The sequence below is a fragment of the Azospirillum sp. ST 5-10 genome (assembly GCF_051225715.1).
In the GTDB taxonomy this organism is placed as follows: Bacteria; Pseudomonadota; Alphaproteobacteria; order Azospirillales; family Azospirillaceae; genus Azospirillum.
The window spans coordinates 40,070-60,456 of record NZ_JBPJSP010000019.1; the positions used below are offsets into that span (position 1 = coordinate 40,070).

Here is a 20,387-nt window from a genome sequence, read left to right on the forward strand (position 1 = left end):
GTTCCTCCCTTTGCGGCGTCAGTCCGCGGCGGTCTGCGACCGGTCGCGGTGTTTGAGCCCGGCGGTGAGGATCGCGACGATGTGGCGGGCGGCCTCCTCGTGGTTCTCCGCCGAGGCGGCGCCGCCGGAGAGGCGGGCGATGCGCCCGTTGTCCATCATCACGATCATCATGGCGCCGAGCATGGTGTGGTAGGCCCAGTGGACCTCGGCGGCGGTCCACTCTGGAAAGCACTCGGCGATGGCGTCGATCATCATCTGGGCGACGGGATCGAACATCTCGCGGAAGATGCCGCGGCTCTCGGCGGCCGGGTCGGACAGCTCGCGCGCCAGGATGCGGCCGAAGGCCGAGGCCTTGCCGCCGCCGCGCAGGCCCAGCATCGGCACGATCAGCGCCTTGATCACCAGCTCGATCCGCCGGTCGCGGTTCGGCTCGCTGCGGGCGAGCTGCAGGCCGACGACGCGCTGGTCGTAGATCGCCGGCGTGCGCTTCTCGAAGATCGCCCGGTAGAGCCCTTCCTTGGAGCCGAAGTGGTAGTTGATGAGCGCCACCGGCACGCCGGCCTCGTCGGCGATGCGGCGCGCCGTGGCGCCGCCGTAGCCGAGCTCGCCGAACAGCGTCTCCGCCGCGTCGAGGATGCGCTCCTTCGCTGAATCGTTCTGTTTCAAAGCCTTGCCGGTGGCGGCCGGGATGTCTTTCCGCACGGGTGCCTTCCTCTGTTGAACAAACCATAAAAAATCTTGAACGCTTGTTCAAGCGCATTTAGTGTCTGTGCCAAGGCACCCTAAGCGGTGCCGAACGAGGGAGGAACGAATGAACAGGATCGTCTCGTGCCTGGCGCTCGCCGGCGGGCTCGTGCTGGCTTCGGCCGCCACGGCACCGGCCAAGGAGACGCTGCGGCTGACCATCGCCTCCGGGCATCCGGAGGTCTTCCTCTGGGTCAAGCACATGAAGGAGAGCTTCATCCCCACGGTGAAGGCCGAGCTGGCCAAGACCGGCGAGGTGGAGATCGAGTGGACCGAGGCCTATGGCGGAACGCTCGTGAAGCTGGGTTCGGAGGCCGAGGCGATGCGTTCCGGCATCGTCGACGTGGCGATGGCGTCAGGGGTCTTCTCGCCGGCCGAGCTGGGCATCCTCAACATCACCTACGCCATGCCCTTCGGTCCGACCGACCCCGAGCTGGTGGCGGCGGCGGTGGAGGGCGCGCTGGTCGCGACCGACGGGCTGCTCGACCAGGTCGCCGACGCCACCGGCGTCGTCTACGTCGGCGGCGGCGTCGTCATCGACGGCTACAACATCGCGGCGACCCGGCCGGTCCACGGCCGCGCCGACCTGAAGGGCCTGAAGATCGGCGGCGCCGGCCCCAACCTCGCCTGGCTCGACGGCACCGGTGCCGTCGGCGTGCAGGGCAGCTACGTCACCTTCTACAACGACATCAAGACCGGGGTGTACGACGGCAACATCGGCTGGATGACGGCGAACGTGCCGGCCCGGCTCCACGAGGTGGCACCCTACTGGAACCGGGTCGACTTCGGGGCGATGTACATCGGCGGCATCGGCGTCGCCAAGGACCGCTGGGACGGCTTCTCCGAGGCGACGAAGGCGGCCTTCCGCGCCGGCGCCCGGGCCTATGCCGCGGGATTCTTCAAGGAGCAGGCCGCCCGCCACGAGGCCGCCCGGGCGACCCTGGAGGCGAACGGCGGCCAGGTGGTCGTCATGGACCCGGCCGAGCGCGCCGCCTGGATCGCCGGGATGGCGAACCCGGTCACCGCCTGGCGCGACGCCGCGGCGGCGCGGGGCGAGCCGGTCGACCGGCTCCTCGCCGCCTATCGCGACGCCCTCGCCAAGGCGGGCTTCGCGTTCCCGCGCGACTACCTCGCCAACTGACCGGCCGCCGCGGCGCCGCGCGCGCCGCCGCCGTCCCATCGGGAATGTGACATGCCGCTGCTCGACTCCCGTTCCGCGGCGCGGGGGCACCGTGCCCTGGCGCTGCTGGTCGCCGCGCTCAACGCGCTCGGCACCGTCTGGATCATCGCCCTCATGCTCCTCGTCTGCGCCGACATCGCCCTGCGCACCCTCGCCGCGGCGCCGATCGCCGGCGTCGCCGAGATGGTGGCCTTCTCCATCGTCGGCATCGTCTTCCTCCAGCTCGCCCACACCCTGAGGAACGGCGCGCTCACCCGCTCGGATCTCGTGCTCGACCTTCTCGCGCGCCGGGCGCCGCGGCTGCGGCGTCTCCTGCTGTGCCTCTTCGACCTGACGGGGGCCGGCATGATCGGGCTCACGCTGTGGTTCTTCCTGCCCTCGCTGGCCGACGCCTGGGCCCGGCCGGAGCGCAACTTCATGGGCAATCCCGGCTTCTTCCGCGTCCCGACCTGGCCCCTCTACCTGCTGATGGCGACCGGCATGGCGGCGACCGTCGCCCAGTTCGTCGCCTCCGCCCTGGCGGACCTGCACGGGGTCGAACCGGGGGACCGGCCATGACCGGCGTCGGCATCGCGCTGGCCTCGGTCGTCGCCATGGTCCTGCTGATCATGAGCGGCCTGCACGTGGCGGTGGCCCTGATCCTCGTCAGCTTCGCCGGGGTCTGGCTCCTCAAGGGAAGCGTCGCGCTGGCCGCCAAGATGCTCGTCGTCGCCTTCAAGGATTCCATCGCCGACCAGCTGTTCGGCGTGGTGCCGCTGTTCGTGCTGATGGGCCTCGTCGTCTCGGTCTCCGGGATCGGCCGGGACACCTTCGACGTCGCCCAGCAGGCGTTCCGGCGGGTGCGCGGCGGGCTCGGCATCGCCACCATCGCCGCCAACGCCGTCTTCGCCGCGATCACCGGCATCTCCATCGCCTCGGCCGCGGTGTTCACCAAGGTGGCGGTGCCGGAGATGCTGCGCCACGGCCACACGCCGCACTTCGCCGTCGGCGTGGTCGCCGGCTCCTCGGTGCTGGGGATGCTGATCCCGCCCTCGCTCCTCTTCATCCTCTACGGCATCCTGACCGAGGAGTCGGTGGGCTCGCTCTTCCTCGCCGGCATCGTCCCGGGGCTCCTCCTGGCGCTGACCTACGCGGCCGGCATCGTCGTCATGGGCCGGCTGACCCCGGGCTTCGTCGGCGGCGCCGCGACCGCGGACGACGTCCCGCGCCTGTCCGGCCGGGCGATCGCCGCCAAGATCGCGCCGATCGCCGTGCTCATCCTGCTGGTGCTGGGCGGCCTCTACGGCGGCGTCTTCACGCCGACCGAGGCCGGGGCGGCGGGGGCGGCCGGCGCGCTCCTCGTCGCGGTGGCCAAGCGCCGCCTCGGCTGGTCGGAGTTCCGCGGCGTCCTGATGCAGACCGGGCACGTCACCGCCTCGATCTGCTTCCTCATCATGGGGGCCAGCCTCTATTCGCGGATGCTGGCGCTGTCCGGCATGCCGGGGTGGCTGGGCAGCACCGTCCTCGCCTCCGGCGTCTCCGGCGACGGCGTGGTGCTCGCCATGATCGCCGTCGTCATCCTGCTCGGCACGATCCTCGACAGCTCGTCGATCATGCTCCTCGTCCTGCCGATCGCCGTGCCGATCCTCAAGGGGTTCGGCGTCGATCTCGTCTGGCTCGGCGTGGTCGCGGTGCTGGCGGTGGAGATCGGCCTGCTGACCCCGCCCTTCGGCATCGCCGTCTACGTCATCAAGGCGACGCTCGAGCCCGGCAGCGGCATCACGCTGGGCCAGATCTTCCTCGGTGCCGCCCCCTTCGCGGCGATGATGCTGCTCGTCCTCGCCCTCGTCTTCCTGTTCCCGTCGCTCGCGACGTTCCTGCTGTGAGGAGGATACTTCCGTGACCAAATGGCAGTTCCGCAAGGGCTTGCACGACCTCGGCAACGGCTGCTGGGCCTATCTGGTGCCGGACGGCTCCTGGGGCTGGTCGAACGCCGGGATGATCGCCGACGGCGAGGCCAACGTGCTCGTCGACACGCTGTTCGACCTCAAGTGCACCCGCGAGATGCTGGCCGCCATGCGCGCCTCGATCCCGGGGGCGGAGCGCATCGGCGTCCTCGTCAACACCCACGCCGACGGCGACCACACCTTCGGCAACCAGCTCGTCGAGGGCGCCCGGATCATCGCCACCGAGGGCACGGTGGCCGATTTCGCCCGCTTCGACCCGAAGGTGCTCGACGCCATCATGAAGGACCCCGCCAAGTACGGCCGCGCCGGCGAATTCATGGCCGAATGCTTTCGTCCCTTCGACTTCTCCGACATCGTGCTGACCCCGCCGACCGAGACCTTCCGCGAGTGCATGGGCCTGCGCGTCGGCGACAAGCGGGTCGAGCTGATCGAGGTCGGCCCGGCCCATTCGCTGGGCGACGCGCTGATCCACGTGCCGGCGGACAAGGTCGTCTACACCGGCGACATCCTCTTCTCCGAGGGCACGCCGATCGCCTGGTACGGGCCGGTGAGCCGCTGGATCCGCGTCTGCGACCTCATCCTCGAGATGGACGTCGAGACCGTCGTCGCCGGCCACGGGCCGATCTCGACCAAGGCGGACGTGCGGCGGATGCGCGACTATCTGCTCGACGTCACCGAGAAGGCCCGCCCCTTCTACGAGCAGGGGGTCGACTTCCTCAACGCCGCCTACCGCATCGATCTCGGCGGCTACCGCGACTGGGCCGACGCCGAGCGGGTGGTCGTCACCCTGCAGACCCTCTACGACGACTTCGCCGCCGCGCCGGAGCGGCCGGTGCGCGCACCGATCCCCTATTTCGAGTTCATGAAGGACATGCGGAGCTGGCTCGGCAAGCCGCCGGTCCATCACGGCTACTGCGACCACGACCACTGACCGTGGCGGCCGCCCTGCGGCCGGTCCGCGACCGGATGAGGAGAGCCAAAGGAGAGCGAAACCCGTTCATGCGGCCGGTCCATTCCTGATATCACGGTCGGACGGCCGCGGGACGATGGCCGGATCCGCGCCCCACCGCAGAAACGGAGACAGGAATGCCCGTGGAAAAAGTGGCGCTCATCACCGCGGGCGGCAGCGGCATGGGCGCCGCCGCCGCCCGCCGCCTGGCCGCCGACGGATTCAAGGTCGCGGTCCTTTCCTCCTCGGGCAAGGGCGAGGCGTTGGCGCAGGAGCTCGGCGGCATCGGCGTGACCGGATCGAACCAGTCGGACGAGGACCTGAAGCGTCTCGTCGACGGGGCGACGGAGCGGTGGGGCCGGATCGACGTGCTGGTCAACAGCGCCGGCCACGGCCCGCGCGCGCCCATTCTCGAGATCACCGACGAGCAATGGCATCAGGGCCTCGACGTCTACTTCATGAACGTGGTCCGTGCGACCCGGCTGGTGGCTCCGATCATGGTGCGGCAGAAGGCCGGCTCCATCATCAACATCTCGACGGCCTGGACCTTCGAGCCGAGCGCCATGTTCCCGACCTCGGCCGTCGCCCGGGCCGGGCTCGCCGCCTTCACCAAGATCTTCGCCGACCAATACGCAGCCGACAACGTCCGGATGAACAACGTCCAGCCCGGCTGGATCGACAGCCTGCCGGCCACCGAGGAGCGGCGCGACAGCGTGCCGATGAAGCGCTACGGCACGAGCGAGGAGGTAGCCGCGACCATCGCCTTCCTCGCCTCGGAGGGGGCTGGCTACATCACCGGCCAGAACATCCGCGTCGACGGTGGCCTCATGCGGGCGGTGTGACGCGGGCGGTGTGACGCCTCTGTTCCCGGTGGATCGCGACCACGCCGCCGGAGGCGATCGATTCGGGGCGCCGCGCGGTGGGACAGCGGGTCGCAGCCGCGCTCCCTTGCCCCGGCACGCCTCCGGGCGCAGCATGTGAGCGGTACCCGTATGATCGAACGGCCGCCGGCGTGCCGCCGCGGGTGGCATGCCGCCGGTCCACGTCAGAGGAGGTCGCCATGCGCCGCATGTTCGTCGTCCTGGGGGCTCTCGCCGTGCCGCTCCTCGTGGCCGGATGCGCCACCGAGCTGTCGGAGCAGGACCGCGCCATGATCCAGCAGGCCCAGACCGACGCCCGCGAAGCGAAGCTGGAAGCCGCCCGCGCCGCCGCCGCCGCCGAAGCCGCCGCCGCCGAGGCCCGCGCGGCCAGCGAGCGGGCCGACCGGATGTTCGCCCGCAGCCAGCGCAAGGTGCAGTAGGCCGGGGGCTCCGCCCGCTCAGGCGTAGGCCACCCAGCCGCGCCAGATGAAGGCGGCGAAGAAGGGGGTGACGTCGGCGAATCCGGCGTCGCGGAGCACCGCCTCGTCCTGGTCCGGGGCGAGCAGATCCAGGCTGGCGTCGACCGCCGCGCGGGCCCGCTCCGCATGCTCCGGGTCGGCGCCCGACGCGACGGCATAGTCCGCGTAGCGCGACAGCCACAGGCGCCGCTCGCCCGCGTCCTGCGGGAAACTGGCATGGGCGGCCACGAACGCCGCGCCGGCCCGCAGCCGCCGGCGGATTCCGGACGCCGTGCGCCGCCGTTCCGCCGCATCGAAGAAGTGGAGCGTCAGCAGGCAGGTCGCGGCGTCGAACGGCCCGTCCGGCGCGTCGTCGATGACCCCCTGGACGAGCCGCACGCGCGCGCCGAGCGGCCCGAGCGTCCGCTCGGCCAGCCCCAGCATCGCCGCCGAGGGGTCGACGCCGACGAAGGTCCAATCGGGATGGGCCGCCGCCAGCGCCCGCAGTTCGAGACCGCCGCCCGCCCCGAGGACGAGCACCCGCGCGTCGCGCGGCGCCCGCTCCGCCAGCAGCACCCCCGCCATGCGGTGGAGGTCGTCGACCCCGGGCACGAAGCGCCGGACACCGTCGGCGTAGCGCGCCACGGCCTCCGGGTTGGAGAACGCGTCGAGAAAGTCCTTCGGGCCCGCATCGGCCGGCATCGGGGATCTCCATCGATGAAGGGCACGGGACGGCGCCTCGGGCCGCCGCGCGTGGCACGTGCCCGACGACCGCTCATCCCGCATCATGTAACTTGTAATATTACGTAATGGTCCGGCCGTCAACGGCGGCCTCGAACGTCACTCCGTAGACACGGCCGGTCCGGCACGCTCCGCCACCAGGATGCGGACCGGCAGGCCGGTGCGTTCCCATTCGGCCTTGCGGACCAGCCCCCAGTCGAGATCGGCGGCGCGCGGTCCGGCGACCCGCAGCAGCAGTTCGTTCAGGCCGGGCAGCGGTCCCGGGGTGATGCGGCCCTCGGCTTCCAGCTCGTCGGCCTGGGCGACGGTGGGATGGACCTCCAGGTAGAGGTCGCCGTCGTGCCAGCCCAGCTTGGCCGGCTGGTCGACGACGCTGACCGGCGTCCCGACGGCGACGAGGGCGAACAGCGCGGCGATGTCGGGGTTGTAGAGGCGGAAGCAGCCGTGGCTGACGCGCCGGCCGATGCCGTAGGGCCGGTTGGTGCCGTGGATGACGATGCTCGTCCACTCCAGGTCGAGGGCGAAGGGCCCCAGCGGGTTGTCCGGCCCCGGCGGCACCGCGGCCGGCAGCTCCGGCATCTCCTGGCGCACGCTCGCGGTCGGCACCCAGGTGGGGTCGATCCGCTTGGCGCGCACACGGGTCTGGCCGGTGCGCACGCCCGCCGCCTCGGTGCCGATGCCGATGGGGAAGCTGCGCACCGGCCCCTGCGCGGGGAAGACGTAGAGGCGCTGCTCCGCCAGGTTGATGACGATGCCCCGGCGCGGGGCGTCGGGCAGGATGTGGGCGGTCGGCAGCAGCAGCAGGGTGCCGCGGCCGGGCAGCCAGGGGTCGGCCGCGGGGTTGGCGGTCACCAGCTCGGTGTAGCCGACGCCGTAGGCGACGGCCAGGTCGGGCAGCGTGTCCTCGTAGCGGGCGAAGTGGACGCCGAAGGGCAGCGTGCCGACGAGGTCGTCGCCGGCACGGGCGCCGGCCGCGACCAGCACCAGCAGCAGCAGCAGCGTCGCCCAGGCCGTCCGCCGGCGCATCCGCAGCCCCTTCAGAGGTCGGCGGCGTCGCCCCGCGTCCCGGCCGCCGCCGTGCGCCAGGCGAACAGCCCGACGACCGCCCAGAACAGGGCGCGCAGCACCAGGGCCGCCACCGCCGCCACCTCGAACCCGCCGGCCAGCGCCATCCGCGCGCCGAGCGCCGCCGACACCGCGGCGGTGAGGAAGGCCAGCAGCACGGCCAGCCGCGCTGCCCAGGACCGGGCCAGCAGCAGCCCCACCCCGGTCCCAGCGTAGGCGAGGCCGACCGCCACGTCGAGCCAGGGCAGCAGCGACGCGGTGTCGCCCCCGGCCAGCCGCGGCACCCCGGCGCGCAGCGTCGCGACGCCGAACAGGATGGCCGCCACGCCGAGGATGCGCATCGTCAGTGCGGTCCGCCCGCGGTCCGTGCCCATCGCCGCCTCCCTCCCCGCCGTCGCATGCCCATTCCACAGTTCCCCCATGCCAATCCCGATCAAGACATCGCGGTCCCGAGATGCCAAGCTTTTCCGATCTGTGAACCAGAAACGGATCCGTTCATGCCCGGAACGGACAGCACGGATGCGTCTCCCGCCGGGGACGGGGCCGGCCGCGTGGTCGCGGTGCGCGGCTCCGTCGTCGATCTGGCCTTTCCGCCGGACGCCCTGCCCGCGCTCATGGAGGCGCTGGAGGTCCTGTGGGACGCCCCCGCCCCGCTGATCTGCGAGGTCCAGGCCCACCTCGACCCGGCGACGGTCCGCGCCATCGCCCTCGGCACCACCGCCGGGCTGGCCCGCGGCACCCCGGCGCGCGCCACCGGCGGGCCGATCGCCGTGCCGGTGGGCGACGCCGTGCTGGGGCGGCTGGTCGACACCCTGGGGCGGCCCGGCGACGGCGGCCCGCCCTTCCCCGCCGACACGCCGCGCTGGCCCATCCACCGCGCCGCCCCGAAGCTGGTGGAGCAGACGCCCCACCGCGACCGTTTCGAAACGGGAATCAAGGTGATCGACCTGCTGGCGCCGCTGGCGCGGGGCGGCAAGGGCGGCATGTTCGGCGGCGCCGGCGTCGGCAAGACGGTGCTGGTGACCGAGCTGATCCACACCATGGTGGCGCGCCACACCGGCATCTCCGTGTTCGCCGGCATCGGCGAACGCTCCCGCGAGGGCCAGGAACTGTTCGAGGAGATGCGCCGCTCCGGCGTGCTGGAGCGCACCGCCCTGGTGTTCGGCCAGATGAACGAGCCGCCGGGGGCGCGCTGGCGGGTCGGGCTGACGGCGCTGACCATGGCCGAGCGCTTCCGCGACGCCGACCGCCGCGACGTGCTGCTGCTGATGGACAACGTCTTCCGCTTCGTCCAGGCCGGGGCGGAGGTGTCGGGGCTGCTCGGCCGCCTGCCGTCGCGGGTCGGCTACCAGCCCACCCTGATCACCGAGATCGCCGAGCTGGAGGAGCGCATCGCCTCGGTGCCCGGCGCCACGGTGACGGCGATCCAGGCCGTCTACGTGCCGGCCGACGACTTCACCGACCCCGCGGTGGCCGAGCTGTTCGGCCATCTCGACAGCGCCATCGTGCTGTCGCGCGCCATGGCGGCCGAGGGGCTCTACCCCGCGATCGACCCGCTGGCCTCCAACTCGACCCTGCTCGATCCGCTGGTGGTGGGCGAGGAGCACTACCGCACCGCCGAGGCCGTGCGCGGCCTGATCGCCCATTACCGCGAACTGCAGGACATCATCGCCCTGCTCGGGATCGAGGAGCTGAGCGCCGCCGACCGCCAGGCGGTGCGCCGGGCGCGGCGCCTGCAGCGCTTCCTCACCCAGCCCTTCGCGGTGACCGAGGCCTTCACCGGCCACCGCGGCGCCTCCGTGCCGGTCGCCGACACCCTGGCCGGCTGCCGGGCGATCCTCGACGGGGAGACCGACGACTGGGCGGAATCCTCGCTCTACATGGTCGGCACCCTGGCCGACGCCCGCGCCAAGGAGACGGCGCCATGATCGCGCTCACCGTCACCACCCCGGAGGCGGTCGCCGTCGCCGTCGCCGGCGTGGCGCAGGTGCGCGCCGAGGATCCCGCGGGCGGCTTCGGCATCCGTCCCGGCCACGCCGACTTCCTCACCGCCCTGGTGCCGACGGTGCTGATGTGGCGCTTCGCCGACGGGCGCGAGGGGTTCTGCGCCGTGCGCGGCGGCCTGCTGACCGTGTCCGGCGGCACCACCGTCACCGTGGCGACCCGCGAGGCGGTGCCCGGCGACGACCTGGAGGTGCTGGAGCACGAGGTGCTCACCCGCTTCGCCCGCACCCGCGCCGAGGAGGAGGAGGCGCGCAGCGGCACCCGGCGCCTGCAGGTCTCGGCCCTGCGCCACATGCTGGCCTATCTGCGCCCCGACGCGGCCGGCCACCCCAAGGCGCCGCCGCCGGCGCGGGGAGGCGAGCCGTGACGGCGCCCCGCCCCGACCACGGCAGCGGTAACGGCAGCGGCCGGCTCGCCGACCCGGTGCGCCGCCAGTGCGACCGCCGCCGCCGCTGGCGCGCCGAGGGCGAGCGCCCGATGGGCCGCAACCTGGCGCTGATCGGCTCGCTCGGCTGGCTGATCGTTGTGCCGACGCTGGCCGGCCTGTTCCTCGGCCGCTGGCTGGACGGCGGCTCCGGCCGCATCTTCTGGACCCTGTCGCTGCTGGTGGCGGGGCTGGCCTGGGGCTGCTGGATGGCGTGGCTGCGCATCCGTCAGGAGGACACATGACCGCCCTGCCCGACCTCGGGACCGCGGTGCTCGCGGCGCTCGCCGGCGCCGCCTTCGGCCTGCTCTACTTCCGCGGCCTGCGCCTCAACGCCCGGCTGTGGCTGGCCGGGCGCGGGCTGGCGCTGCCGCTCGTCCTGCACCTCGCCCGCCTCGCCGCCGCGGTGGCGCTGTTCGTCGGCGCGGCGCTGGCCGGCGCCCCCGCCCTGTTCGGCGCGCTCGCCGGCTTCCTGGCGGCGCGCGCCGTCCTGGTGCGGCCGGAGGCACCGTCATGACCGGATCGCCGCTGCTCACGCCGGTCCTCTTCCACCTCGGCCCGGTGCCGGTCACCCTGCCGGTGGTCACCACCTGGGGGCTGATGGCGCTGGCCACCCTGGGTGCGGCGCTGCTGACCCGGCGGCTGAATCTCCGCCCGTCGGCCGCCCAGGCGCTGGCCGAGACGGTGGTGGAGACGATCGAGCGCCAGCTCGACGAGACCATGCAGACGCGCTCGCGCCCCTATCTGCCGCTGCTCGGCACCCTGTTCCTCTATCTGGCGCTGGCCAACCTGACCGGGCTGGTGCCCGGCCTCAAGGCGCCGACGGCCTATCTGGAGACGGCAGCGGCGCTGGCCCTGCTGGTGTTCCTGTCGGTCCACGTCGCCGGGGTGCGGCGGCTGGGGGTGCGCGGCTACCTCGCCGGCTTCGCCCGGCCGACGCCGCTGATGCTGCCGCTCAACCTGCTGTCGGAGGTGACGCGCGCCTTCTCCTTGATGGTGCGCCTGTTCGGCAACGTCATGAGCGGCGAGTTCGTCATCGGCCTGGTGCTGGCGCTGGCCGGGCTGTTCGTTCCCATCCCGCTGATGGCGCTGGAGGTCCTGACGGGCCTCGTGCAGGCGTACATCTTCACGATCCTCGCCGCCGTCTTCATCGGCGGCGCCATCGGCAGCATCGAGAAGGGCTGAAGGAGTCCCCATGACCATCGAGATGATCAGCATCCTCGCCGCCGCCATCGCCGTCTCCTTCGGGGCGATCGGCCCGGCGCTGGCCGAGGGGCGCGCCGTCGCCGCCGCCATGGAGGCGATCGCCCGCCAGCCGGAATCGGCCAACGTGCTGTCGCGCACCCTGTTCGTCGGGCTGGCGATGATCGAGACCATGGCGATCTACTGCCTGGTGGTGGCGCTGCTCGTGCTGTTCGCCAACCCCTTCGTCGGCTGACGCCATGCACGTCGACGGCTGGACGCTGGCGCTCCAGGCCATCAACTTCCTGATCCTGGTCCTGCTGCTGCGTCACTTCCTCTACCGCCCGGTGCTGGCCGCCATCGACCGCCGCCGCGCCGAGGCCGGGCGCATGCTGGACGACGCCGCCGCCGCGGCCGCCCAGGCCGAGGCGGTGCGCCGCGAGGCGGCGGCGGCGCGCGCCGGCCTCGACGCCGAGGCCCAGCGCCTGCGCGCGGCGGCGCGCGCCGCGGCCGACCGCGAGGCCGAGGCGCGCCTGGCCCGCGCCCGTGCCGAGACCGACGCCCTGCTGGCCGACGCCCGCAAGCGCCTGGAGGAGGAGCGCCAGGCGGCACTCGCCACCCTCAGGGCGCGCGCCGTCGGGCTGGCCGGCGGCATGGCGACGGCGCTGCTGCGCACCGCCGCCCCCGGCGCTGCGGTGGAGCCGTTCCTCGCCCGCGTGTGCGGCCGTCTGGACGCCCTGCCCGAGGCCGAGCGCCGGTCCCTGCGCGCGCAGGCGGCCGAGGGCGTGCGGATCGTCACCGCCTCCCCCTTGGACGCCGCCGCGCAGGCCCGGTGCCGCGCCGCGCTCCTCGACGCGCTGGGGGTCGACGGGCCGGTGGCCTTCGCCGACGATCAGGCGCTGCTGGCCGGGGTCGAGGTGCACTTCACCCACACCGTGATCCGCGACAGCTGGCGCGACGCCCTGGAGCGCCTGGGCCTGGAGGTCGACGGCCATGCCGACGCTCTCGAACGCGCTTGACTCCTGGCTGGACGAGGCGCGGCGGCGGGCCGGCGCGGCCGCGCTCGGGCCCCGGGTCGAGGAGGTCGGCCGCATCGAGCGGGTCGGCGACGGCATCGCCCTGGTGTCGGGTCTGCCCGAGGTGCGGGCCGACGAGATCCTGCGCCTGCCCGGCGGCGTGCCCGGCCTCGCCATGATCCTGGAACCCGAGGCGATCGGCTGCGTCCTCCTGGGCGACGGGCCGGAGGTGGCGGCGGGCGGGCGCGTCCACGGCACCGGCGCCATCGTCCGCGTGCCGGTGGGGCCGGGGCTGCTCGGGCGCATCCTCGATCCGCTCGGCCGGCCCCTCGACGGCGGGCCGCCGCCGGCCCACGACCGGCTGGATCCGGTGGAGCAGCCGGCGCCGTCGATCGTCGACCGCGCCCCGGTGACCGAGCCGCTGCACACCGGCCTGACGGTGATCGACGCCATGTTCCCCATCGGCCGCGGCCAGCGCGAGCTGATCGTCGGCGACCGCGCCGTCGGCAAGACGGCGCTGGCGCTCGACGCCATCCTCGCCCAGCGGGACGGCGACGTCGTCTGCGTCTACGTCGCCGTCGCCCAGAAGGCGTCCTCGGTGCGCGAGGTGGTGGAGGCGCTGCGGGCGCGCGGCATGCTGGAGCGCTGCATCGTCGTCGTCGCCTCGCCCGACGCCGCCCCCGGGCTGCAGTGGCTGGCCCCCTACGCCGGCTTCACCATGGCCGAGTTCGTGCGCGACGGCGGCGGCCACGCCCTGGTGGTGGTCGACGACCTGACCAAGCACGCCGCCATCCACCGCCAGATCTCCCTGCTGCTGCGCCAGCCGCCGGGGCGCGAGGCCTATCCCGGCGACGTCTTCTACCTGCACGCCCGGCTGCTCGAGCGCTCGGCCAAGCTGTCCGATGCGCGCGGCGGCGGCTCGCTGACCTGCCTGCCGATCGCCGAGACCCAGGCCGGCAACCTCAGCGCCTACATCCCGACCAACCTGATCTCGATCACCGACGGGCAGATCGTGCTCGACGCCAAGCTGTTCCACGAGGGCCAGAAGCCGGCGGTCGACGTCGGCCGCAGCGTGTCGCGGGTCGGCGGCAAGACCCAGGCGCCGGCCCTGCGCCCGCTGGCCGAGAGCCTGCGCCTGGACTACGCCCAGTTCACCGAGCTGGAGGCCTTCACCCGCTTCGGCGGCATGGCCGACGAGCGCACGCGCCGCGTCGTCGAGCACGGCCGCCGCCTGCGTGCCCTGCTCGCCCAGCCCCGCCTGGCGCCTCTGCCGGTGGTGCTGGAGGTGGCGCTGCTGCTGGCGCTCGACGACAAGCTGCTGGACGGGGTGCCGGTGGAGCGGATCGCCCCTTTCCGCACCGCCCTCGCCGCCCGCCTCGCCGAGGGGGCCGCCGCCGCCGCCCACGTCGCCGCCGGCGGCCCCCTCGACGACGCCACCCGCGCAGCGCTGCTCGACGCGGCGCGGCGGGCGGTGGGAGGGGCGCCGTGATGGTGGTAGACGTGGTCGCGGCGGTCCCCCACCCAACCCTCCCCCACTGCGCGGGGGAGGGTTGGGTGGGGGACCGCCGCGACCATTCGCCCGCCGGGAGTCTCCCCCCATGACCGAGCGCCTGAACGAGGTCGAGGCCCGGCGGGCCTCCATGGAGGAGCTGGGCGGGGTGGTCGACGCCATGCGGGCGCTGGCGGCGGTGCGCCTGCAGCAGGCGACCGCCGCCCTCGGCGGCACGCGGGCCTACGCCGGGGTGGTCGGCGACGCCCTGGCGCGGGCGCTCGCCGCCCTGGCCGAGGGTGCCCCGCCGCCGGGCAACGGCCACCGCACGGCGCGCGGCCTGGTGCTGTTCGGCGCCGAGCACGGTTTCGTCGGCGCCTTCAACGACCCGCTGGCCGAGCGGGTGGCCGCCGACGGCGCCCCCGACGTGCTGCTGGCGGCCGGGAGCCGCGCCGCGGCGGCGCTGGAGGAGCGCGGCCTGCGGGTCGACCACGCCTTCGCCATGGCGACCCAGCCCGCCGGCGTCACCGCGGTGGCCCGCCGCCTCGCCGACCGCCTCTACGACCTCACCGCCGCCGGCACGGTGCGGCGGGTCGACCTGCTCTACCGCCGCCGCCCCGACGGCGCGGTGTACCGCCAGCCGCTGTTCCCCGTCGATCCCGCCCGCCTCGGCCCCTCGCCCGGCGCCCCACCCCTGCTCGGCCTGCCGGCGGCGGCGCTGGTCGAGCGGCTGGCCGACGAGTACGTCTTCGCCCAGCTCGCCCACGCCGCCGTGGAGAGCTTCGCCAGCGAGAACGCCGCGCGCCTCAGCGTCATGCTGTCGGCCAGCCAGAACGTGGCGGAGCGCCTCGACGCGATGACCCGCCTGGAACGCCGCCTGCGCCAGGAGGCGATCACCGCGGAACTGCTGGAGCTGGTGGGCGGCGTGGGGTGAGGAGCTCCCGGCCGGTGGGTCGAGGGCCCGGACCGCCTTTGACGCCCCCGGCCGCCGATGGCATCATGCGCCATCATGAAGGCGACGCTGCTGATCCGTGAACGGTTCACCTATCCGGACGGAGACGTGGCGGACATGGTCGTCTGGCGGGTCCCGACCCCGGTGCCGCCGACGACGCACGGGCTCAAGTACCGGTTCGCCTACGTCGCCGGCGGCCGGCGCGTTCTTGGATACGACAACGAACGTGGAAAGGGTGACCACCGCCACGTCGGCGATGCCGAGGAACCCTTCCGGTTCGTGTCCGTCGACGACCTGCTGGAGCGGTTCATCGCCGACGTTGAAGCGTACAGGAGAAACCGATGAAGAAGACCGTCATCGTCGGAGGCACCCTGCGGGAGGCTGCCGCCCGGGTCGTCGATGCCTGGCATCGGGCCGAACGCGGCGAGGCGGTCGAACCCCGCGACACCGTGACCTTCCAGACCTGGTCGGCCCTGGCATCGGTGATGACCGATCGGCGCTACGAACTGCTGCGACACCTGCACGACCACCCGGCGGCCAGCGTCCGCGCCCTCGCCCGCGCCCTGGGACGCGATTTCAGGCGCGTGCACGAGGACGTTGCCGCGCTGGAATCCGTCGGCCTCGTCGAACGCGCGGGCGGCATGATCCGAGCCGACTACGACGAGATCCGGACCTCGATCTCGTTGCGATCGGATGCCGCGTAAGGGCGCACTACAGCACGAAGCCGATCCACCGCCCCGCCAGCACCGTGGCGGCCCACAGGGCCAGCGACAGCAGCGCCGAGGCGCGCACCGCGGCACCCGGCTCCCCGCCCGCCAGAGCCGCGCGCCAGCCGGCGGTGCGGCGCAGGATCAGCGCGTTGGCCGTCGCCGCGCCGACCAGGGCCAGCTTGGCGAGGAAGGCCGGGGTCTCGGCGTAGGCAACGGGGCGCACGCTGAACAGGGCCAGCCCGGTCAGGACGGCCAGCGCCAGGCCGGTGGCGGCGACCCGCGCCAGCGGCGGCGCGAAACCCGCCAGCGGCGCCGCGCGGAAGGCGCCGAGCAGGCGCAGGTCCAGGGTCGCGATCGCCCCCACCAGCAGGGCGAAGGCGAGGATGTGCGCCGCGTTGACCAGCATGTAGGCCGTGCTGCTGGCGCGCAGGGCCACGGCGCCGGGCCAGTCGCCGAGCGCCCGCAGCGTCTCCGGCAGCCACTCCACGGCGGCGCTCAGTTGCCGCGGATGCGCTCGGGATAGAGGTCGTAGGTCTTGTCGCGCACGGTGATGCGCACCGCCTTCATCCGCGTCTCCTTGGGATCGCTGGAGCGGTTGCCCAGCGCCCGCACCGCGTCGCCCGCCGCCGCCGCGTCGGCGGTGAAGCCGGACCGCTCGGTCTGCCGCGGGTTCGCCAGCTCGACCGTCCACACCGTCCCGTCGGCGGCCTCCACCTTCAACGCCGGGTGCGGCGGCCCGACATAGACGTCGCGGATGGTGCCGGAAAGCTCCGTCTGCTCCTCCTCCGCCCACGACCAGCCGTGATGGGCGTGGGCGGCGGTCGCCAGCAGCAGGGCGCCGAGCGGCACCACCGGCAGCAGGCGGCGGAATGGCGTCGGTGTCGTCATGGTCGTCCTCCTTGCCACGCCCGGGCTCCGCTGCCCGGCGTCGCAAGAGAGATGGGGCGCCGCCGCCGCCGGGAAAGGCGCCGCGGCGGCGGCCGCTCCGCTCACCCCAGGGCCGGCAGGCTCCCCGCCGCCGGGGTGCCGCGGGCCGGCTCGGCGAGGGTGGCGCAGGGCAGGAAGCGGCCGCGCCCGGGCTCGGCCCGCAGCGTCCCGTCCTCCTGCACCACCACGCCGCGCGACAGGGTGAGGACCGGCCAGCCGGTCACCCTCATCCCCTCGTAGGGCGTGTAGTCCACGTTGTGGTGCAGCATGGCGTTGGTGATGGTCACCTCCCGCGTCGGGTCCCAGATCGCCAGATCGGCGTCGGAGCCGACGGCGATCGTCCCCTTGCGCGGGTAGAGGCCGTAGAGGCGCGCCGGGTTGGCCGAGGTCAGGGCGACGAACTGCTCCAGCGACAGCCGGCCCTTGCCCACCCCCTCGGAGAAGAGGAGGGGCAGCCGCGTCTCGACGCCGGGAATGCCGTTGGGGACCTTCGAGAACGGGGCGTCGGCGCCGTGCACCCCCTTGCCCTTGGGGCCGGCGTAGGTGAAGGGCGCGTGGTCGGAGGAGAAGACCTGGAAGGCGCCGTTGACCAGACCGTCCCAGATCACCCGCTGGTTGGCCTTGTCGCGCGGCGGCGGCGAGCAGATGCACTTCGCCCCCTCGTGCCCCGGCCGGTCGAGGTCCTCGGCGGTGAGGAACAGGTACTGCGGGCAGGTCTCGGCGTAGATCCGCAGGCCCCGGCCCTGGGCCCAGCGGATCTGTTCCACCGCCTCGGCGCCGGAGACGTGGACGATGAGGATCGGCACGTCGGCCAGCTCGGCCAGCGTGATGGCGCGGTGGGTCGCCTCGCGCTCGACCAGCGCCGGGCGCGCCACCGCGTGGAACTTGGGCGCGGTGCGGCCGGCCAGCTCCAGCCGCTCGGTCAGCCAGGCGATGCAGTCGGTGTTCTCCGCGTGGATCATCACCAGCGCGCCCTCGGCGCGCGCCACCGACAGCACGTCGAGGATCTGGCGGTCGTTCAGCTTGAGGTCGTCGTAGGTCATGTAGACCTTGAACGAGCTGTAGCCCTCGCGGATGAGCTGCGGCAGCTCCTGCCCCAGCACCGTCGTCGTCGGGTCGGTGACGATGAGGTGGAAGGCGTAGTCGATCACCGCCTTGCCGTCGGCCCGGCGATGGTAGTCCTCGACGGCGGCGCGCAGGGACTGGCCCTTCATCTGGCAGGCGAAGGGGATGACCGTGGTGGTGCCGCCGCACGCCGCCGAGCGGGTGCCCGAGGCGAAGTCGTCGGCCATCTCCGAGCCGTCGCCGGTGGGCTGGTCGAAGTGGCAGTGGGCGTCGACGCCGCCCGGCAGCACCAGCCGGCCGGTGGCGTCGATCTCGAGCCCCCCCTCCGGCAGCGCCTCGCCGAGGGCGGCGATCCGCCCGTCGCGGATGCCGACGTCGCAGCGCTGCACGTCGCCGGCGGTCGCCACCGTCCCGTTGCGGACGACCAGATCGAACGGCTTGCTCATGGGTGTCTGCTCCTCGGTTGCTGGTCGAACCGCCGTGCCCGCCCTCCCCCGGGGCGGGCGGGATCTCCGCGCCGCCGCATCAGACCGCCCGGCCGATCAGGCGGGCGAGCGCCGGCGGCAGGCCGCGGTGCGGCTTCTCCGGCGGCGGGGCGAAGCTGCCGGCCGTGGCGGGGCGGCGCTCCAGCCCGGCCAGCGCCTCGGCGTGGCGCACGGCGCTCGCCACGCCGTCCACCAGCGGCACCGGGATGCGGCCGGCGACCGTGCGGGCGAGCCCGGCGAGCGGCGCGCCGGCGAGGACGATGCTGTCGGCCTCGTCGCGCGTCACCGCGTCGTGGCAGAGCTGGACCAGCCGCTCCCCCTTGTCCTCCTGCACCCGGCCGACGTCGGCGAAGCCCTCGTCGAGGCCGCGGATGCTGGCCAGCCGGCCGAGCAGCCCGTGCGCCTCCACCGTCTCGCGGTACCAGGCGCGGATGCGGGCGGAGATGGCGACGATGGAGAAGCGCCCGCCGAGCGCGCAGGCCGACAGCAGCGCTCCCTCGGTGAGCCCGACCACCGGGATCGGCAGCATCTCCTTGGCGGCGGCCAGGCCGGGGTCGCCGAAGGCGGCGATCACCGCGGCGTCGTGGCCCTCGTGGTGCTCGGCCAGCAGGGTCAGCGCGGCGTAGGCGCCGACCGCCGCCTCGCTGCGCGTCTCGATGTAGGCGACGCCGAAGGGGGCGGTCAGCATCGTCACCGCCGTGCCGGGGGAGGCGGCGCGGCGCGCCTCCGCCTCGATCAGCGCCGACACGCTGTCGGAGATGTTGGGGTTGACGATCAGCAGCCTCATGCCGCGGCTCCCCCGGCCGGCCGTCCGCCCGTCCGCCCGACCGAGGCGCGGGCGCGCGCCCACAGCGCCTCGGCGGCCCGCTGGGCGTCGGCCAGGATGGCGGTGGTGTCGGCGTGCACGGCGCGGCCGTCCTCGACGACCACGCGGCCGTCCACCACCACCAGGACGACGTCGCGCCCCTGGGCGGTGTGCACCAGGGTGCCGAGCGGCTCGAGCACCGGCACCAGGTGCGGCCGGCGCAGGTCGATGGCGACGAGGTCGGCGCGCTTGCCCACCTCCAGCGAGCCGATCTCCCCCTCCATGCCCAGCGCCTCGGCGCCGCCCATGGTCGCCATGCGGAAGACGTCGGCCGACTGCCAGACGTCGTCGATCCGCCCGGCCTGGACGCGGCCGACGTTGAGGGCCCAGCGCATCACCTCGATCATGTCGGCGTGCATGTTGTCGGTGGCGAGCGCCAGGTTGGCGCCGGCGGCGCGCAGGGCGGCGGTCGGGGCGATGCGGCCGCCGGTCGCGTTGCCCTTGGGCACGTGGGCGACGCTGACCCCGGCGGCGCCGATGCGGCGGATGTCGTCGTCGGTCACGTGCATGCAGTGGGCGGCGGTGAGGCGGTGGTCGAGCAGCCCGACCTCGTCCAGCAGCTCGGTCGGCGTGCGCCCGTCGCGGGCGGCGATGCGTTCGTTCTCCAGCCGGCTCTGCGACAGGTGGGTGTTGACCCGTACGCCCAGCCGGTCGCGTTCCTCGCGCACCCGGCCCAGGAGGGCGGCCGAGCAGGTGTCGGGGGCGTGGGGGGTGAGGTGCACGCTCAGCCGCCCGTCCATGGCGCCGTGGAAGGCGGTGTGCAGGTCGACCGCCTCGCCCAGGGTCTGCGCGCCGATGGCGTCGCGGTGCTCCCACACCCCCTCGTGGACGCGCGAGAAGTCGACGTCGTGGATGCGCCCGCAGGCGACCACGCGCAGCCCCAGCTCCCCCATCGCCGGCAGGATGCGGTCGGCGTGGACGTAGCTGTCGTTGATGAGGGTGGAGCCGAACAGCAGCGCCTCCAGGGCGCCGAGGCGGGCCAGCGCCACCGCCTCGTCGGGCGTCACCTCGTGGCCGTGCGGCACGCCCGGCGTGTAGGCCGGGGCGAAGCCCATGTCCTCGGCGACGCCGCGCACCATGGTGAGGATGGCGTGGGTGTGGACGTTGACGAAGCCGGGGGTGACGAGGTGGCCGGTCAGGTCGAGGGTGCGCCGGGCCGGCGGCAGCGGCGTGCCGGGGGTGCGGGGCTCCACCGCCGCCAGCCGGCCGCCGCGCACCACGATCACCGCGTCGTCGAGGCGCGGCCGGGCGGGGTCGGCGGTGAGAACCGTCGCCCCGTGCAGGACGAGATCGGCGATATCGGGGGCCGTCATGACGGGTCTCTC

General features: G+C 73.8%; 26 protein-coding genes. 17 read left to right on the top strand and 9 right to left on the bottom strand.

The genetic code is table 11. From position 1 onward, the window contains the following. Positions 1-18: 18 nt before the first annotated feature. On the bottom strand, positions 19-702 hold the full coding sequence (locus ACSBPG_RS19975) for a TetR/AcrR family transcriptional regulator (protein ID WP_435538962.1): 684 nt from the start codon (positions 700-702) through the stop codon (positions 19-21). A 109-nt stretch (positions 703-811) separates the two neighbouring features. Between ACSBPG_RS19975 and ACSBPG_RS19980 the strand changes: the two genes are divergently transcribed. From ACSBPG_RS19980 to ACSBPG_RS20005, 6 genes are all read left to right on the top strand, one after another. Then, the gene (locus tag ACSBPG_RS19980; RefSeq protein WP_435538963.1) at positions 812-1,885 is read left to right on the top strand and encodes a C4-dicarboxylate TRAP transporter substrate-binding protein; all 1,074 of its coding nucleotides are present in this window, start codon (positions 812-814) and stop codon (positions 1,883-1,885) included. A 51-nt stretch (positions 1,886-1,936) separates the two neighbouring features. Then, complete coding sequence (locus tag ACSBPG_RS19985) at positions 1,937-2,482, top strand: TRAP transporter small permease subunit (RefSeq protein ID WP_435538964.1); 546 nt, start codon at positions 1,937-1,939, stop codon at positions 2,480-2,482. Then, a complete protein-coding gene (locus ACSBPG_RS19990; RefSeq protein ID WP_435538965.1) occupies positions 2,479-3,789 on the top strand; it encodes a TRAP transporter large permease in 1,311 nt (436 codons plus the stop codon). The genes ACSBPG_RS19985 and ACSBPG_RS19990 overlap by 4 nt, the downstream gene beginning before the upstream one ends. A gap of 13 nt (positions 3,790-3,802) precedes the next feature. Further along, positions 3,803-4,801, top strand: a complete 999-nt coding sequence (locus tag ACSBPG_RS19995) for an MBL fold metallo-hydrolase (RefSeq protein ID WP_435538966.1) — start codon at positions 3,803-3,805, stop codon at positions 4,799-4,801. Positions 4,802-4,956: 155 nt separating this feature from the next. Beyond that, positions 4,957-5,661 carry an SDR family oxidoreductase gene (locus ACSBPG_RS20000; RefSeq protein ID WP_435538967.1) on the top strand — a complete coding sequence of 235 codons (705 nt, stop codon included), beginning with the start codon at positions 4,957-4,959 and terminating at the stop codon, positions 5,659-5,661. A 218-nt stretch (positions 5,662-5,879) separates the two neighbouring features. Continuing rightward, a complete protein-coding gene (locus tag ACSBPG_RS20005; RefSeq protein ID WP_435538968.1) occupies positions 5,880-6,119 on the top strand; it encodes an alanine-zipper protein in 240 nt (79 codons plus the stop codon). A gap of 18 nt (positions 6,120-6,137) precedes the next feature. On the opposite strand, the gene ACSBPG_RS20010 is transcribed toward ACSBPG_RS20005, so the two are convergent. From ACSBPG_RS20010 to ACSBPG_RS20020, 3 genes are all read right to left on the bottom strand, one after another. Beyond that, complete coding sequence (locus tag ACSBPG_RS20010) at positions 6,138-6,839, bottom strand: class I SAM-dependent methyltransferase (RefSeq protein ID WP_435538969.1); 702 nt, start codon at positions 6,837-6,839, stop codon at positions 6,138-6,140. 138 nt (positions 6,840-6,977) lie between these two features. After that, positions 6,978-7,904 carry a L,D-transpeptidase family protein gene (locus tag ACSBPG_RS20015; protein ID WP_435538970.1) on the bottom strand — a complete coding sequence of 309 codons (927 nt, stop codon included), beginning with the start codon at positions 7,902-7,904 and terminating at the stop codon, positions 6,978-6,980. 11 nt (positions 7,905-7,915) lie between these two features. Further along, the gene (locus tag ACSBPG_RS20020) at positions 7,916-8,317 is read right to left on the bottom strand and encodes a hypothetical protein (protein WP_435538971.1); all 402 of its coding nucleotides are present in this window, start codon (positions 8,315-8,317) and stop codon (positions 7,916-7,918) included. Between the two features lie 123 nt (positions 8,318-8,440). Here ACSBPG_RS20020 and atpD point away from each other — a divergent pair, with 123 nt between their 5' ends. The 11 genes from atpD to ACSBPG_RS20075 all read left to right on the top strand — a co-directional run bounded on the left by atpD (position 8,441) and on the right by ACSBPG_RS20075 (position 15,714). Further along, positions 8,441-9,871 carry a F0F1 ATP synthase subunit beta gene (gene atpD / locus ACSBPG_RS20025; RefSeq protein ID WP_435538972.1) on the top strand — a complete coding sequence of 477 codons (1,431 nt, stop codon included), beginning with the start codon at positions 8,441-8,443 and terminating at the stop codon, positions 9,869-9,871. After that, positions 9,868-10,314 (top strand): F0F1 ATP synthase subunit epsilon, encoded by a 447-nt coding sequence (locus tag ACSBPG_RS20030; RefSeq protein WP_435538973.1) that lies wholly within the window; start codon positions 9,868-9,870, stop codon positions 10,312-10,314. Before atpD ends, ACSBPG_RS20030 begins: the two co-directional genes overlap by 4 nt. Then, entirely contained in the window at positions 10,311-10,616 is a 306-nt protein-coding gene (locus ACSBPG_RS20035) for an AtpZ/AtpI family protein (RefSeq protein WP_435538974.1), read from the top strand. The genes ACSBPG_RS20030 and ACSBPG_RS20035 overlap by 4 nt, the downstream gene beginning before the upstream one ends. Further along, a complete protein-coding gene (locus ACSBPG_RS20040; protein WP_435538975.1) occupies positions 10,613-10,888 on the top strand; it encodes an N-ATPase subunit AtpR in 276 nt (91 codons plus the stop codon). Before ACSBPG_RS20035 ends, ACSBPG_RS20040 begins: the two co-directional genes overlap by 4 nt. Then, the gene (locus ACSBPG_RS20045; RefSeq protein WP_435538976.1) at positions 10,885-11,556 is read left to right on the top strand and encodes a F0F1 ATP synthase subunit A; all 672 of its coding nucleotides are present in this window, start codon (positions 10,885-10,887) and stop codon (positions 11,554-11,556) included. Before ACSBPG_RS20040 ends, ACSBPG_RS20045 begins: the two co-directional genes overlap by 4 nt. A 10-nt stretch (positions 11,557-11,566) precedes the next feature. Then, positions 11,567-11,809, top strand: coding sequence for a F0F1 ATP synthase subunit C (locus ACSBPG_RS20050; protein ID WP_435538977.1), 243 nt, complete (start codon positions 11,567-11,569; stop codon positions 11,807-11,809). A 4-nt stretch (positions 11,810-11,813) separates the two neighbouring features. Further along, on the top strand, positions 11,814-12,572 hold the full coding sequence (locus ACSBPG_RS20055; protein WP_435538978.1) for a F0F1 ATP synthase subunit B family protein: 759 nt from the start codon (positions 11,814-11,816) through the stop codon (positions 12,570-12,572). Then, complete coding sequence (locus ACSBPG_RS20060; protein ID WP_435538979.1) at positions 12,547-14,058, top strand: F0F1 ATP synthase subunit alpha; 1,512 nt, start codon at positions 12,547-12,549, stop codon at positions 14,056-14,058. The genes ACSBPG_RS20055 and ACSBPG_RS20060 overlap by 26 nt, the downstream gene beginning before the upstream one ends. Before the next feature lie 109 nt (positions 14,059-14,167). Continuing rightward, a complete protein-coding gene (locus ACSBPG_RS20065; RefSeq protein WP_435538980.1) occupies positions 14,168-14,992 on the top strand; it encodes a F0F1 ATP synthase subunit gamma in 825 nt (274 codons plus the stop codon). Between the two features lie 75 nt (positions 14,993-15,067). Beyond that, positions 15,068-15,355, top strand: coding sequence for a toxin-antitoxin system TumE family protein (locus ACSBPG_RS20070; RefSeq protein WP_435538981.1), 288 nt, complete (start codon positions 15,068-15,070; stop codon positions 15,353-15,355). Then, positions 15,352-15,714 carry a hypothetical protein gene (locus ACSBPG_RS20075; protein WP_435538982.1) on the top strand — a complete coding sequence of 121 codons (363 nt, stop codon included), beginning with the start codon at positions 15,352-15,354 and terminating at the stop codon, positions 15,712-15,714. Before ACSBPG_RS20070 ends, ACSBPG_RS20075 begins: the two co-directional genes overlap by 4 nt. 7 nt (positions 15,715-15,721) lie before the next feature. Here ACSBPG_RS20075 and ACSBPG_RS20080 read toward each other — a convergent pair whose 3' ends face one another. The 5 genes from ACSBPG_RS20080 to ACSBPG_RS20100 form a co-directional block, all read right to left on the bottom strand. Continuing rightward, positions 15,722-16,207 carry a hypothetical protein gene (locus ACSBPG_RS20080; RefSeq protein WP_435538983.1) on the bottom strand — a complete coding sequence of 162 codons (486 nt, stop codon included), beginning with the start codon at positions 16,205-16,207 and terminating at the stop codon, positions 15,722-15,724. A gap of 8 nt (positions 16,208-16,215) precedes the next feature. Beyond that, a complete protein-coding gene (locus ACSBPG_RS20085; RefSeq protein WP_435538984.1) occupies positions 16,216-16,608 on the bottom strand; it encodes a DUF6152 family protein in 393 nt (130 codons plus the stop codon). A gap of 101 nt (positions 16,609-16,709) precedes the next feature. Further along, complete coding sequence (hydA, locus tag ACSBPG_RS20090) at positions 16,710-18,158, bottom strand: dihydropyrimidinase (RefSeq protein WP_435538985.1); 1,449 nt, start codon at positions 18,156-18,158, stop codon at positions 16,710-16,712. Positions 18,159-18,237: 79 nt separating this feature from the next. Continuing rightward, positions 18,238-18,984, bottom strand: coding sequence for an aspartate/glutamate racemase family protein (locus ACSBPG_RS20095; RefSeq protein WP_435538986.1), 747 nt, complete (start codon positions 18,982-18,984; stop codon positions 18,238-18,240). Beyond that, the gene (locus ACSBPG_RS20100) at positions 18,981-20,375 is read right to left on the bottom strand and encodes an amidohydrolase family protein (RefSeq protein ID WP_435538987.1); all 1,395 of its coding nucleotides are present in this window, start codon (positions 20,373-20,375) and stop codon (positions 18,981-18,983) included. Before ACSBPG_RS20100 ends, ACSBPG_RS20095 begins: the two co-directional genes overlap by 4 nt. Between the last annotated feature and the right edge of the window lie 12 nt (positions 20,376-20,387).

What these genes read in the sequence shown, in the direction of transcription:
- ACSBPG_RS19980 (WP_435538963.1), top strand. Translation starts at nt 812, where the DNA reads ATGAACAGGATCGTCTCGTGCCTGGCGCTCGCCGGCGGGCTCGTGCTG.
- ACSBPG_RS19985 (WP_435538964.1), top strand. Translation starts at nt 1,937, where the DNA reads ATGCCGCTGCTCGACTCCCGTTCCGCGGCGCGGGGGCACCGTGCCCTG.
- ACSBPG_RS19990 (WP_435538965.1), top strand. Translation starts at nt 2,479, where the DNA reads ATGACCGGCGTCGGCATCGCGCTGGCCTCGGTCGTCGCCATGGTCCTG.
- ACSBPG_RS20000 (WP_435538967.1), top strand. Translation starts at nt 4,957, where the DNA reads ATGCCCGTGGAAAAAGTGGCGCTCATCACCGCGGGCGGCAGCGGCATG.
- ACSBPG_RS20005 (WP_435538968.1), top strand. Translation starts at nt 5,880, where the DNA reads ATGCGCCGCATGTTCGTCGTCCTGGGGGCTCTCGCCGTGCCGCTCCTC.
- ACSBPG_RS20010 (WP_435538969.1), bottom strand. Translation starts at nt 6,839, where the DNA reads ATGCCGGCCGATGCGGGCCCGAAGGACTTTCTCGACGCGTTCTCCAAC.
- ACSBPG_RS20015 (WP_435538970.1), bottom strand. Translation starts at nt 7,904, where the DNA reads ATGCGCCGGCGGACGGCCTGGGCGACGCTGCTGCTGCTGCTGGTGCTG.
- ACSBPG_RS20020 (WP_435538971.1), bottom strand. Translation starts at nt 8,317, where the DNA reads ATGGGCACGGACCGCGGGCGGACCGCACTGACGATGCGCATCCTCGGC.
- atpD (WP_435538972.1), top strand. Translation starts at nt 8,441, where the DNA reads ATGCCCGGAACGGACAGCACGGATGCGTCTCCCGCCGGGGACGGGGCC.
- ACSBPG_RS20030 (WP_435538973.1), top strand. Translation starts at nt 9,868, where the DNA reads ATGATCGCGCTCACCGTCACCACCCCGGAGGCGGTCGCCGTCGCCGTC.
- ACSBPG_RS20040 (WP_435538975.1), top strand. Translation starts at nt 10,613, where the DNA reads ATGACCGCCCTGCCCGACCTCGGGACCGCGGTGCTCGCGGCGCTCGCC.
- ACSBPG_RS20045 (WP_435538976.1), top strand. Translation starts at nt 10,885, where the DNA reads ATGACCGGATCGCCGCTGCTCACGCCGGTCCTCTTCCACCTCGGCCCG.
- ACSBPG_RS20050 (WP_435538977.1), top strand. Translation starts at nt 11,567, where the DNA reads ATGACCATCGAGATGATCAGCATCCTCGCCGCCGCCATCGCCGTCTCC.
- ACSBPG_RS20055 (WP_435538978.1), top strand. Translation starts at nt 11,814, where the DNA reads ATGCACGTCGACGGCTGGACGCTGGCGCTCCAGGCCATCAACTTCCTG.
- ACSBPG_RS20060 (WP_435538979.1), top strand. Translation starts at nt 12,547, where the DNA reads ATGCCGACGCTCTCGAACGCGCTTGACTCCTGGCTGGACGAGGCGCGG.
- ACSBPG_RS20065 (WP_435538980.1), top strand. Translation starts at nt 14,168, where the DNA reads ATGACCGAGCGCCTGAACGAGGTCGAGGCCCGGCGGGCCTCCATGGAG.
- ACSBPG_RS20070 (WP_435538981.1), top strand. Translation starts at nt 15,068, where the DNA reads ATGAAGGCGACGCTGCTGATCCGTGAACGGTTCACCTATCCGGACGGA.
- ACSBPG_RS20075 (WP_435538982.1), top strand. Translation starts at nt 15,352, where the DNA reads ATGAAGAAGACCGTCATCGTCGGAGGCACCCTGCGGGAGGCTGCCGCC.
- ACSBPG_RS20085 (WP_435538984.1), bottom strand. Translation starts at nt 16,608, where the DNA reads ATGACGACACCGACGCCATTCCGCCGCCTGCTGCCGGTGGTGCCGCTC.
- hydA (WP_435538985.1), bottom strand. Translation starts at nt 18,158, where the DNA reads ATGAGCAAGCCGTTCGATCTGGTCGTCCGCAACGGGACGGTGGCGACC.
- ACSBPG_RS20095 (WP_435538986.1), bottom strand. Translation starts at nt 18,984, where the DNA reads ATGAGGCTGCTGATCGTCAACCCCAACATCTCCGACAGCGTGTCGGCG.
- ACSBPG_RS20100 (WP_435538987.1), bottom strand. Translation starts at nt 20,375, where the DNA reads ATGACGGCCCCCGATATCGCCGATCTCGTCCTGCACGGGGCGACGGTT.